9 protein-coding genes, 2 pseudogenes and 1 riboswitch are annotated in these 12,671 nt (G+C 51.9%); of the genes and pseudogenes, 2 read left to right on the top strand and 9 right to left on the bottom strand.

Translation table 11 applies throughout. The annotated features are described in order from the left end of the window. Nucleotides 1-74: 74 nt before the first annotated feature. The 3 genes from XI25_RS11430 to metA are packed head-to-tail and all read right to left on the bottom strand — an operon-like array spanning nt 75 to nt 3,433. Complete coding sequence (locus tag XI25_RS11430; protein WP_082112327.1) at nt 75-1,295, bottom strand: aminotransferase class I/II-fold pyridoxal phosphate-dependent enzyme; 1,221 nt, start codon at nt 1,293-1,295, stop codon at nt 75-77. After that, nucleotides 1,292-2,476 (bottom strand): aminotransferase class I/II-fold pyridoxal phosphate-dependent enzyme, encoded by a 1,185-nt coding sequence (locus XI25_RS11425; RefSeq protein ID WP_046678692.1) that lies wholly within the window; start codon nt 2,474-2,476, stop codon nt 1,292-1,294. The genes XI25_RS11430 and XI25_RS11425 overlap by 4 nt, the downstream gene beginning before the upstream one ends. A gap of 39 nt (nt 2,477-2,515) precedes the next feature. Further along, the gene (gene metA / locus XI25_RS11420; protein ID WP_046678691.1) at nt 2,516-3,433 is read right to left on the bottom strand and encodes a homoserine O-acetyltransferase MetA; all 918 of its coding nucleotides are present in this window, start codon (nt 3,431-3,433) and stop codon (nt 2,516-2,518) included. Nucleotides 3,434-3,563: 130 nt separating this feature from the next. Continuing rightward, nucleotides 3,564-3,689: riboswitch (SAM riboswitch) on the bottom strand. Between the two features lie 432 nt (nt 3,690-4,121). Here metA and corA point away from each other — a divergent pair. Beyond that, nucleotides 4,122-5,056 (top strand): annotated as a pseudogene (gene corA / locus XI25_RS11415) (magnesium/cobalt transporter CorA). A gap of 71 nt (nt 5,057-5,127) precedes the next feature. Here the strand turns inward: corA and XI25_RS11410 are convergent. Next, the gene (locus tag XI25_RS11410; RefSeq protein WP_046678690.1) at nt 5,128-6,135 is read right to left on the bottom strand and encodes an HRDC domain-containing protein; all 1,008 of its coding nucleotides are present in this window, start codon (nt 6,133-6,135) and stop codon (nt 5,128-5,130) included. 224 nt (nt 6,136-6,359) lie between these two features. Between XI25_RS11410 and XI25_RS11405 the strand changes: the two genes are divergently transcribed. Continuing rightward, nucleotides 6,360-6,662 (top strand): DUF3055 domain-containing protein, encoded by a 303-nt coding sequence (locus tag XI25_RS11405; RefSeq protein WP_046678689.1) that lies wholly within the window; start codon nt 6,360-6,362, stop codon nt 6,660-6,662. A gap of 45 nt (nt 6,663-6,707) precedes the next feature. On the opposite strand, the gene XI25_RS11400 is transcribed toward XI25_RS11405, so the two are convergent. The 5 genes and pseudogenes from XI25_RS11400 to XI25_RS11380 form a co-directional block, all read right to left on the bottom strand. Further along, the gene (locus tag XI25_RS11400) at nt 6,708-8,654 is read right to left on the bottom strand and encodes an ABC transporter permease (RefSeq protein WP_046678688.1); all 1,947 of its coding nucleotides are present in this window, start codon (nt 8,652-8,654) and stop codon (nt 6,708-6,710) included. Further along, nucleotides 8,644-9,405, bottom strand: a complete 762-nt coding sequence (locus XI25_RS11395; protein ID WP_046678687.1) for an ABC transporter ATP-binding protein — start codon at nt 9,403-9,405, stop codon at nt 8,644-8,646. Before XI25_RS11395 ends, XI25_RS11400 begins: the two co-directional genes overlap by 11 nt. A gap of 97 nt (nt 9,406-9,502) precedes the next feature. Then, nucleotides 9,503-10,510: a sensor histidine kinase gene (locus tag XI25_RS11390; protein ID WP_046678686.1), complete on the bottom strand. Its 1,008-nt coding sequence runs from the start codon at nt 10,508-10,510 to the stop codon at nt 9,503-9,505. Then, a pseudogene (locus XI25_RS11385) lies at nt 10,503-11,197 on the bottom strand (response regulator). The gene XI25_RS11390 and the pseudogene XI25_RS11385 overlap by 8 nt, the downstream one beginning before the upstream one ends. Before the next feature lie 107 nt (nt 11,198-11,304). Then, nucleotides 11,305-12,615 (bottom strand): Gfo/Idh/MocA family protein, encoded by a 1,311-nt coding sequence (locus XI25_RS11380; protein WP_046678685.1) that lies wholly within the window; start codon nt 12,613-12,615, stop codon nt 11,305-11,307. Nucleotides 12,616-12,671 lie beyond the last annotated feature (56 nt).

Below are 12,671 nucleotides of genomic sequence, written 5' to 3'. Positions count from 1 at the left end.
TTCCTTTCCCATCGTACCACATATAGGAAGCAAAAACGACATCCCGATCGATGCGGGATGCCGTTTAAAGCGCGTTATTTTTTTCCACCGAGCGCCTGGTCCAGATCGGCAATCAAATCGTCGATATCTTCCAGGCCGACGGAAAAACGCAGCAGGCCGTCGGTAATGCCCCGCTCGTGCCGAACCTTCTCCCCCATGGCGGCATGCGACATCATGGCCGGATAGGACAAAATGCTCTCTACGGCGCCGAGGCTTACGGCAACCAGCGGAAGCCTTACGGAATTGAGCACCTCTTTGGCCCGCTCCCCGGAGCCGACGTCAAACGATACCACCGCGCCGTAACCCCGGCACTGCCTTTCGTGTATTTCGCGCCCGGGATGATGAAGAAGCCCAGGATAATATACCGCCTCGATATCGCTTCGGCCCGTAAGCCAGGCCGCCAGCTTGGCCGCGCTCTGCTCGCTGTGGCTCATGCGTGCGCCCAGCGTTTTCATCCCGCGCATGAGCAGCCAGGAATCCTGTACGCCGAGGACGGTGCCCAATCCGTTCTGAAGCTGTTTCAGCTTGGCGCCAAGCTCCTCGGTCCGGGCAACTGCCAGTCCTGCCAGAACATCGCTATGGCCTCCGAGGAATTTGGTTGCGCTGTGCAGGACGATATCCACGCCTTGTTCAATCGGCCGCTGATAATACGGCGTCATGAATGTGTTGTCGAGCAGGGTCAGCAGACCGTGCTCTCGGGCCCATCCGGTTACGGCGCCGATGTCGGTTATTTTGAGCGTCGGGTTCGACGGCGTTTCCATATATACCGCCTTGGTATTCGGCTTAAGGGCCGCTTTAACCTGCTCCGGGTCCGTCATATCGACGAACGTGCACTCGATCCCCATTCGGTTAAGTATGCTTGTTAACAGACGGTAAGTACCTCCATAAACGTCTTCGGTAACGATGATATGATCGCCCGAAGAGAGAAGCATGAAAGTGCTGGCGATAGCCGCCATGCCCGATGCATAGGCGAACCCCCGGGCCCCGCCCTCCAGTTTCGCGATGTAATCCTCAAGCGCCTGGCGGGTCGGATTGCCGGATCTGCTGTAATCATGCGCCGGCGGGTTAAACACATCCTCGTGGTGGAACGTGGATGCCTGATAGATCGGCACGCTCGAAGCGCCGGTCGCTTCGTCGATCTCTCCGCCGAAATGCAGCAATCTCGTTTCGAATCGGAGCGGCTCGGCGGGAGGTGACTTTCGGCGCACGTTTCTTCCTGAACCTTCCGGTTGCCTGTTCTGGTTTTCTCCGCTCATTCCTCGTCTCCTCTCTCAACTTCGGCGACGGCCGCTTCCAACGCGGCCCCCAAATCCCCGATCAAGTCCTCCGGGTGCTCGATGCCCACGGAGAATCGCAGCAGCCTGTCATCCACGCCGACGGCTTCGCGGATTTCCAGCGGAATATCGGCATGGGTTTGAACTGCGGGATAAGTCATGAGCGACTCCACTCCGCCCAGGCTTTCCGCGAAAGCAATCAACCGGATATGGCGCAGGAGAGGCTCTATGTAGCGGGCATCCTTCACCTTGAAAGAAAATATCCCGGTATTTCCACTCGACTGCTTTTTCTGTATTTCATGACCCGGATGGTCCGGAAGCGCCGGGTAAAACACCTCGGCAACCGCCGGATGCTCCTTAAGAAAAACGGCGACGGCCGTTGCATTGCTTTCATGGCGCTCCATCCGAAGCGCCAGGGTTTTCATCCCGCGCATGAGCTGATAGGAGTCGGATGGGCTGAGAACGGCACCGATCGAGTTGTGCAGGAAAGCCATTTTATCCGAAAGTTCTTTCCCTTTGGTAACGATCAAGCCGGCGAGCACGTCATTGTGCCCCCCCAAATATTTGGTTGCGCTGTGAACGACGATATCGGCGCCAAGCTCGATCGGCCGTTGAAAGAACGGGGTAAGCAGGGTATTGTCCACGATGGACAACAAGCCGTGGCGTTTTGCCCATGTACAGACGAGCTCGATGTCCGTAATCATCATCAGCGGATTGGTCGGCGTCTCAATAAATACGGCCTTGGTGTTCTCCTTGCGGGATCGCTCGAGAGCGTCCAGATCATTCGTATCCACATAGGTGGCCGTTACGCCGAACCTGGACAGAATCGCCTCCAGAAGGCGGTACGTTCCGCCGTACAAATCCAGCGATACAATCAGATGGTCTCCCTGTCCGAACAAGGCAAACACGGTCTGAAGAGCCGCCATGCCTGAGCTGCAGGCAAATCCGGCATCCCCGGATTCCAGACCGGCCGCGGCCTCCTCCAGCACTTTTCTCGTAGGGTTTTGAGTGCGGATGTAATCGAATCCCGTGCTTTGGCCCAGCTTCGGATGGCGGAACGCCGTTGCCTGATAGATCGGGAAGTTGATCGCACCGGTTACCGGCTCCTCGACGGAACCGATCTGAGCCAGCCGGCTCTCTATTTTCAGCTGTTTTTTCTCCATTTTCTCTCTCCTCCTTCAAGACTCTTTTTTCTTTCGTTTCTATGCTTGCGGTCCGATGTCATAAGGCGTTTCCTGATATACATAGTAATTCAGCCAGTTAGAGAATAATAAGTTGGCATGGGCCCTCCAAACGGAAGGAGGTTTGCGCGTTGGATCATCGTTCGGATAGTAATGGCGCGGAAGAGCTACCTCGAGCCCTTTGGCAACGTCGCGTTCATATTCCCATTGCAGCGATTCGGGATCGTATTCGGAATGGCCCGTGACAAAAATTTGGCTGCCGTCCTTGGAAGCCACGATATAAACTCCGGCTTCCTCCGATTCCGACAGAATTTCCAGCTTCTCCGATTTCTCGATATCCTCGCGGCGCACTTCGGTATGCCGCGAATGCGGAGCATGAAAGACTTCATCAAAACCGCGAAGGAGTTTGACCCGCGGCTCGTTCACCGCGTGGGAGAAAACGCCGAAGCATTTTTCCGCCAGTCCGTATTTCGGTACATCGTAGTGGTAATAAAGACCTGCCTGCGAGGCCCAACATATATGCAGCGTCGAGGTGACGTTCTTCTTGCTCCATTCGAAAATTTCGGTCAGTTCATTCCAATAATTGACTTCCTCGAACTCCAGCTGCTCGACGGGAGCACCGGTAATGATCATCCCGTCAAACCGCAGATGTTTAACCTCTTCAAACGTTTTATAAAAGGCCTCCAGATGCTCCGCGGGCGTATTCTTGGAAATGTGGGAGCCGGGATGAAGCAGCACGACATCCACCTGAAGCGGCGAGTTCCCGATGAGGCGCAGCAGCTGCGTTTCCGTCGTTTCCTTCGTCGGCATCAGGTTTAGGATCGCGATCCGAAGCGGGCGGATATCCTGGTGAAAGGCATGGCTTTCATCCATGACGAAAATATTCTCTCCTGCAAGAATTTCCTTAGCCGGCAGGGTGTCCGGAATTTTGATTGGCATGATAAACTCCTCCTTCGGTAAGTAACTTGTTTGTCGGACTCTTGATATACGCAGAGAAGGTTTTCTATAGCAAAAAGACCTTTCTCTGCTTGAGAAAGGTCATATGTACGTAGACGTATGCTATGATTCTCTCTCATCTGTCAGAGTGTCTGCGACCTAAAGGCCGCGTACATCCTGCAAGAATTAGCACCGTGCGATATTGCCGCCGGTTGCCGGGTTTCATTGGGCTAGTCCCTCCACCTGCTCTTGATAAGATTTCGCATTATGAAGTTGTGGTTAAACTTGATATTACTTTAAATCAAGAATAATTTTTCGTCAAGAAGCTTTTGGGTGAAAACATTGGAACCTTCAATCCTTCTCCTCCATACCCTGTACGAAGAGCGATCTCACCCAATTCAGCCTTGAAAGGTGATAACCCCGGCGTTATACTAGACAAGTGCTTATGAACCATATGAAAGAGGTGACATGGATAATGGACGGTGACCCGGGCCAGAAGCTGGAAACCAGCAGTGCACAACCGCATAGGACCAAGATCAGCTTACCGGCGAAGGGCAGCGTTATTTTTCATGCGCTTATTTAATAACCTTATCCGATAGCTCCTCCCGCCACCCGTGTGCCGGAAAGCTGATACTCCTGTGCCTTTAGTCAGGACTGCGTTAAGCAGTTAACGAAAAAGGAGTGATATCAGATGAAAATCCGGTTGGTGAACTCGGGTGTCTTTACCCCCATCGACGATATTAAAGCAACGCTGACGGCTCCGGCCGACGGATTTTACTGGATTGACGCCGACGTTGAGGATTTGGCCGAAATCCAGCCTTTGTTTTTGCTGCATGACCTGGCGGTCGAGGACTGCCTGAGCGAAGAGGAACAGCGTCCGAAAATCGAAATTTACGAGAACCATTATTTTATCGTAGTAAACAGCATCCGTTTTGATGACGAGGAAATTTTCCTTCGCGCCCTTAACGTTTTCCTGGGCAGACATTTTATTATCACGGTCACCAAGCAAAAAATTCACGAGCTTCGTTCCATTAAACCGCTGCTGTGGGAAGACGAAGTGAACACGCCCGACCGTTTCCTGTATATCCTGATCGATTTGGTTACGGACAATTACTTTACGGTCGCGACCGGATCGAAGCCCGGATCGACCAGCTTGAGGAAGACATCCTCATGCATACGAAAAAAACGCATCTGAACGAGATCATCGGTCTCCGAAGCGAAATTTTATGGCTCAAGAAAGTGCTCGGCCCGCAGAAGGAAGTTATCAATACCCTTAATAAAAAAGACTTGCGCCTGATCGATGACCAGCTGCAGAAATATTTCAGCGACATTTACGAAAACGCCGTTAAAATATCCGAAACCTTTGAAACCTACCGCGATCTCATGAGTAACCTTCGCGAGGCTTACCAATCCAGCATCGCCAACCGCGCGAACGAGATCATGAGGGTGTTTACCGCCATGACCACGATCTTCATGCCGCTGACGGTCATTACCGGAATATACGGTATGAACTTTGATTATATGCCGGAGCTAAAATGGAAATATTCATATTTTGCCGTTCTCGGAATAATGATTCTTCTCGGTTCCGGCATGTATTACCTGTTCCGCAAAAAAGATTGGTTATGATATCCAAGGGTGCTTTCTTTAAAGGAAGGCACCCTTTTTTTGTTGAAGCGGTCCCGCCGCGCGCTCAAACGTTATCCGGCATTCCGCTTCGGGCTCTGGGTTCTGCGGAAGGTTATCCGAATCAGCCGGAGCCGTTCGTACACCTGCTCCAGATCTCCCCCTTCCGCCTTCTCCTGACCATAGACGCGCTGCAGCACCGGCTTGAGAAACGTATCGCCAAGCTCCTCATAGGCCTGCAAGATATCTTGCTGCTCTTCCTCCGGCATGGAAGCAAGCTCCGCCCGGATCAGGAGCTCCGTGTCGTATCCCTCCTTCTCCAGCCCCTCCAGCAGCTCGACGATCGCCCTGCGCGACAATCCGGTCTTCCCGCTCAGCTGATCCAGCGTCAGGCCTTCTCTTATGCCCGTCAGCATGGTCCGGCTCATCCGGAAATGCTCAAGCTCCTGTTTATATTTCTGTTCCTTCTGTTTATACAGCCAGGACCTGAATTCGTCATCCTTAAGCTCCTGAAGTACCCAATCCAGCGGAAAAGCGGTCGTCCGTTCTGCGCGGGACGTGATTTCCAGCCACTCGGCACCGTGCTCTCCGGCCTTGCTGCTTCCGATGCCCGGCAGCTGCAGCAATTCCTCCAGGGTTTGCGGCACGAACGTGCTGATCAGCCGAAGCACCCGGTTGCTCGCTATAAAATAAGGGGCCTTCCGGCCAGCCGCCGCTTTGCGCCGCCTCCATGCGCACAACTCCGCGTAAAGCTCCTCGGAGGCATGCGTTTCGCTGTAGCACTGAAGCTTGAGAGCCGCATGATTTCTCCCCTTGATTTCCTCCGGCTCATGAAAGACCCCCTCAATGACCGGTCGGTATCCCTCTCCAAGCTTTTGGGCCAACCCGTGGCGGTATACGCACAATAACTCCTCCCATGAACCTCCCTCATACCATGCCTCATCCCGGGAATGCCCGTCCTGTCCCGTTTCCCTCCAGCCTGCGCGCCAAGCCCCTTCTTCTTCCCCGATCCATACCTGAGCCGCCGCCATGTTCTCATTTCCAACCGTTCTGCTCATTTGATTCATAAATACGATTTGCATGTTTCCGTTCCTCCTGTTATCTCATTTCCGGCACAACGCAAAAAGGCACCTTTCTATCGCCGCAGCGTCGGAAAGGTGCTTCCTTAAGCATGTATACCGTTACCCATCATGATACCATAATTTGTAACAAGGTCAATTCATTTGTTTCGTTCCTATATAGATTGCCGGCGATTTTCTTGTATAATCAATGAAACACGATAAACGTCCAAGGAGTGATCCTCATTATGTCAGCCGAAGCAAACCAACTCGATTTTTTGTCCGACAGCACGGAAGCCACCTCCACCCGTTTCGTCACTTTTATCGGAAAGTCCTTGAAGCGTTTTGACCTTGCCGTTATGACAACCGACCGTTTTTACGGAAAAAAGATTGTTACCGACCTCCAATACGGCCGTTCCGCGATCCTGGCAGCCGATGATTTGGAGCAGGAGGGCTACCTGGAGCGGACCTTTCGGCTGGAACCCGAGGAGGCCGGCGATCTTCGCGAATTTTTGGCTCTTGTCCTGGGAAACGCGCATTTTACCGATTAACGAGATTTTTCAAGACCCCAAGCAAAGCCGGTTTGGAACAGCCTGTTACAGCGACTCCTTGATCACGCCTTTGTAATACAGCACCGACAGCAGACCGAATATGGAATACAGCGCCGTATATAACAGCATAACCATAACCATCGGCGTCCACAGTTCCGTCCCGAAGAAAAACCAGCCCGATTTTACGGCAAAATAACTGTGAACGAGGCCGATCACGAGCGGAATGCCGAAGTTGAAAACCTGCTTGAATTGAATGCCGCGAAGCAAATTCCCCTGCGTAAAGCCCAGTTTTCGCAAGATGGTGTAATTGGATTTCTCCTCTTCGCTTTCATCCATCTGTTTAAAGTAAAGGATGCAGCCCGAAGTGATCAGGAAGGTCAGGCCCAAAAACCCGACGATGAACATCATCAATCCCATATTGCTTTTCTGGCTATTGCTCAGGTCAAGTTGAGACAAATTGCCTATATCCCCGCTAAAGTTCATCTTGCGGAAAATCTCGTCCGCCTGCTTCAGCCGGGCCGGATCCGTAATGTCGATGCCCACATAAACCGATGACTTCTTCTGAATCTTAGGATTCAAGTCCCCGGCCAGCTGCCGGTAGGTGTCTTTGTCCACAATCGCGGTCGGCAGGCCGTTATTCGAGAAATACCAGGAAACGATCGTGTCCTTGTTCATGCCGATCAGCTTCTGGGGAATGGAACGGCTGCTGCCCTTCAGCGTAATCTGTCCTTTGCCTTTAAGCCCCATGAATATGGTAATCGCATCGTTGTCTCCGGTAAACAGCGTTTCCCCGGGAGCGATGTCCTTTCCGGGAACGCTCTCTTCGCTGACAACGGCAATCGGCACGTTGGCCGTATCCCGATCCCCGTACTCTATACCGGCTCCGATCACGCCGGACAAATCGGCATTCACCTGCAATACTTCTCTTTGAATCTCCGTATACGCAATGTTCTGTTCGGCCAGAGCCTTGGTGAACAGCTCCTTGTCCGCCGGTTGAAGGACCGAGAAATCGTTCGGCACGCTCTGCTCTGCCGATTTTTCGGCAGAATAATACGAGATGTAGCTTAGCGACAGCAACCCGATCGCGAGCGCGGACACCGTCGTAATGATCGTCAGCAGCAAGGCGTTCGATTTCATGCGGAACATGATGGAGGATAGGGAAAGCACCTCGTTCAGGGACAAATACCCGTCTTTGCTTTTCCGGATCATATTAAAAATCGTGCTGACCGAGCCTTTATAAAACAGGTATGTCCCGAAAATGACCGACCCCAGGATCAGCATCATCGCTATAGACATTTCGTTCATGGTTCCATATTTGCCGCTGAACAGCTCTGTCGAAACGTAATAGCCATAAATGATCAGCCCGATTCCGAGAAGGCCGATGACGATCTCGAGCAAGGACAGCTTTTTGACTCTTTCCTGGGCTGTTGCTACGACCCGGAACAGCGATAGAATGCTTTGTCTCTTAATGAACGTCCAGTTCATGATCATGATGAATGCATAGATCACCGCGAAGACGATCACCGACTGAATGAGCGCTTCCGGCGAAAATCGCAAACTTGCAACCTCGTCCACCCCGAGGATTTTATAGAGGATCATCAGTAAGAGCCGGGAAAAAGAAAACCCCGCAAAAATCCCGATCAACATCGAACCGAAGTACAGCATCAGATTTTCAAGGCTGAGAATTTTGAAAATTTTCCCTTTCGTCAGCCCGATCAATTGAAACAAACCGATTTCCTTGCTGCGGCGTTTGATAAATATGTTGTTGGCATACAGAAGAAAAACCGAAACGATCACGACCAGCAGAACCGAAGCCGCCTTGATGGCCGCTCCGCCTTTGACCGACCCCTCAACTTCATCCATGGCGGGATCGAATTGCAGGGTGACGAAAGCGAAATACAGGGCGACGCTGAATATTAAGGCGAACACGTAAAGATAATAATTTTTTATGTTTTTCTTGAGGTTGCGGTAGATGAGATAATTAATGTTCATATTGGACACCGCCCAGCACGCCTTGTGTTTTGATAATATCGTTGAAGAAAGCCTGTCTCGATTCCTCTCCTTTATTCAGCTGCGTGTAAATCTGTCCGTCTTTAATAAAGATGACTCTGCTGCAGTAGCTTGCCGCCACGGGATCGTGCGTTACCATAATGATGGTGGATTCGAGCTTTTGGTTAAGATCGCTCAATTTGTTCAGCAGGTCCGAAGCCGATTTGGAGTCGAGCGCACCGGTCGGCTCGTCCGCAAAAATAATGCTTGGATCGTGAATAAAGGCCCGTGCCGCCGAAGTCCGCTGCTTCTGGCCGCCAGATATTTCGCTGGGGTACTTATCTTTCAGCTCGTAGATCCCCAATTCGGCCGCCACCGTTTTGAATTTTTGATCGGCTTCTTTTTTGGAGACGTTTTTGATGGACAGCGGAAGCAGCACGTTCTCTTTAACCGTCAGCGTATCCAACAGGTTGTACTCTTGAAAAATAAATCCCAGATGAAACTTGCGGAATTCGGCAAGCTGCTTTTCCTTCATCCCGGTGAATTCTTTCCCCTCGATTCTGATCGTGCCTTGGCTCACCTTGTCAATGGATGACAGGACGTTCAGCAGCGTCGTTTTGCCCGAGCCGGACGCTCCCATAATGCTCACGAACTCGCCCTTCTCCACCGTAATGTCGATTCCCTTTAATACTTCCTGTTTATTAAACTTGTTGCCGTAGTTTTTATAAATTTTGCTCGCTTCGAGAATTGCCATGTTCACTCACTCCTTTGCTATAGTTCCATCATAATGGAGAGCGGTGCCGTTTTCCTTCGATTCTCCGAACAAAGCAGAAAAGCATGTGACAGTTTCGTCACATGCCCCTGATGCTAAGAATATCGTTCCTTTTCGGAAACGCAAGCGTGAACGTCGTTCCCTCGCCAAGCACGGAATGAACATCGATGCGGATCAGCAGGGAATCCGCCGCTTTTTTCGCGAGATACAGGCCCATGCCGGTCGCGGCATGATCCTGATGGTCGGTCGTTGACGTAAACCCCTTGTCAAAGATGCGCGGCAGGTCCTTCGGATCGATCCCCCGCCCATGGTCCTTGATTTCCAGCACGGTCTGCTGTTCTTCGCCCAGACGGGTCTCGATGTGAATATCCGAGCTTTGGCTGTATTTCACGGCGTTGGTCAGCAGCTGCCTGAGAATAAAGCCGAGCCATTTCGCGTCGCTCAGGACCTCCTGAACCTGAAGGGAAACGTCAAAACCGATGCCTTTCTGCATGCACCAGGTCTGCAGCGCTCTGATCTCCTGGTTAATGATGGGCTCCAGCCCGGCCTGTTCAAAATACAGATCATTTTGGATGAAAGGAATCCGTTTCCGGTGAAGCTGTTGGTCCAGCAAAAGGTGAATCCTCAGCCACTCGTACATTAACTTCCCTTTTAACGTTTCATCGTCCAAACGTTCAATCATCAGCTTCATCGTGGTCAATGGGGTTTTGACTTCGTGAATCCAGGACAGCAGCTCGTCCTTCTCCTGCTCCACCTCGACCAGGCGCTGGGTGGTCTCTCTTTGATAGCATTCGAATTGGAGGGCAAAGGTCTCTTCGACAATTCTTTCAAAAGGGCTCTCCGCCTCCGTGATCGCAGTTAATCCGCTGCTTTCGTCCCAGTTTTCCAGGCTTTTATAAAATTTCGTTTCCTTATGATATCTCATGACCATAAACCCTATAAATATAAGCGATGACAGAAAAACGATGTAAAGCATGGGCAGGAACGGGATGGCCGAATCGATAAACGACACAAAAAGGATAAGCAGCTGCAGAAGCAAGAATAAAAAAATCCAGCTGCGGCGTTCGGCCGCAAATTTTTTAACCATACGGCTGCGCCTCCTCCGTCGCCATATACCCTTGGCCCACCCTCGTTTCTATATAGGAGCCCAGCCCGATTTGCTCAAGCTTTTTACGCAATCGGTTTACGTTCACGGTCAGGGTATTATCGCTGACGAAATGCTCGTTGTCCCATAAGCTTCGAATGATTTCTTCCCGGGTGACGATCCCGTTTTTCCGCTCGACCAGGACCTTCAAAATGAACATTTCATTTTTCGTCAGCTCGATGGAACCGGCCTCGTTGGTCACGGTACCTTTCACGTATTCCACCGCCGCTCCGCGCCAGGTCCTAAGCTCGGCCCGTTCCGTATTGTAATTGTACACCCGGCGGAGGGTTGCTTGTATTTTCGCGATCAGCACTTCAAAATGAAAGGGCTTCTGAACAAAATCGTCCGCCCCGAGCTGCATGGACATCACCATATCGGTTGATGATCCCGCGACGAAAGGAATATGATCGGCACGTTGGAGTGGGAGCGGATCATCCGACACCAATGAAAGCCGTCGAATTTCGGCAGCTGGATGTCGATAATGACGAGGTCCGGCTGAACGACCGTAAACTCCTGAAGAACGCTGCCGAAATCCCGGATTCCGTAAATCTCATACGACCATTGCTCGAGCCTCTCTTTGATCTCCTTAAAAAGGCTGGTGTCGTCTTCAATCAGCATGATTTTAAACAAAGGGATCACCACATTATTCGTTATTGTTTTAAATCAGAATTACATAAAGAAAAACAACAAAAGGGCGTCCCAAAAGTCATGGTTTGACTCTGGAGCACCCCTCATCTTCATACGGTGCAGTAACTATTGACGCCTTTTTCATCCGAGTTTCGGAGAATGCTTTTGTTCCCGGCTTCCTCTCTGTAATCGGCAATCAGCTTCCCCAGCTCAATGCACTGCCCGTCATTCAGGCGGGATTCCTCGGCCGCAAATGCCATCATATGACTCTGAATCGAAGCGGATGCCGAGGTTAAAGAGCTGCCGGTAAAACAGCTGACCTGCTCGCAAAACTCGTTCAGCATCATATCCGTTCCTTCCCGGCCCTTGTCTTCAACCTGGATCTCCGTGCGCCCGCCGTCGACGAAGGAATATACCGTAAACGATTGCTGTGCCATATTCCCCCGGATCTCGCCGCGCGTCCCGGAAATCTGCACGGTGCGGGAGCTGTCATGCGTAAAAGCGGACAACGAGAAGGAGGCGGTTGCCCCGTCCCCGAACTGCATGTTGACGTTTTGATGATCGACGACGTCATTGTCGCAGTGATAGACGCAGCGTCCGTACGGCGTATGCGGCAGCTGTCTCCGAATCATTTCATCGGACAGATCGTCCGAAAAATGCTTCGCGCGCCGCCGGCCTTCTCCCATATAGTAGCGGAGATCCACATAGCAGCATTCTTTCACATGCGGACAGCCGTCCGAGCAGCGCTCCGTCGCCCCCTCCGGCGCCTGGTCTTTGGTAAAGTGAAACAGCGAACCGAAAGAGGTAAGGCGCACGCAGTCCTGCCCCATCAGCCAGGAGATCAAATCCAGGTCATGGCAGGACTTGGCCAAAATCATGGGACTCGCCGAAGCCGTATTATTCCAATTGCCGCGAACATAGCTGTGCGCCATATGGGCGTAGCCGATATTTTCCCTCAGCTGAATGTCCACCACCCTGCCGATATCGCCCCGTTCGATAATCCGGTGAATGCCGGACCAGAATGGGGTATAGCGAAGGACATGGCAAATGGTCAGCAGGCGGTTGCTCTTGCGGGCCGTTTCCTCCAGCTCCAGGCATTCCAGCGGGGAAGGGGAAATCGGCTTCTCGAGCAGGACGTGATACCCTTGCCGAAGCGCAAGCATGGCAACGTCATAGTGCATGCGATCCTGGGTGCAGATCCATACGGCATCGGCAAACCGCGGCTTCTGAAGCACGTCGCGCCAATCCTCGTAGGTCTGATCTTCCGGTATATGGTGCTGCATCGCAAACGAAGATCTTCGTATCCGATCAGGTTCTGCCACCGCGACAAACTGTAATTGATCCGGATGGTTCCTGGCGTAAGGCGCGTAAACATTCGCCCCGCGGACACCGGCACCGATCAAGATAGCCTTAATAGTCATAACGATTACTCCTTGTGAAACATGGAAGTGGAAACAGTCCAACATCATCCGGCAAT

It is taken from the genome of Paenibacillus sp. DMB20 (genome assembly GCF_000987955.1).
Lineage (GTDB): Bacteria > Bacillota > Bacilli > Paenibacillales > Paenibacillaceae > Paenibacillus_AQ.
Note: the sequence above shows the minus strand (reverse complement) of the source record. Positions and strands in the feature narration are given on the sequence as shown.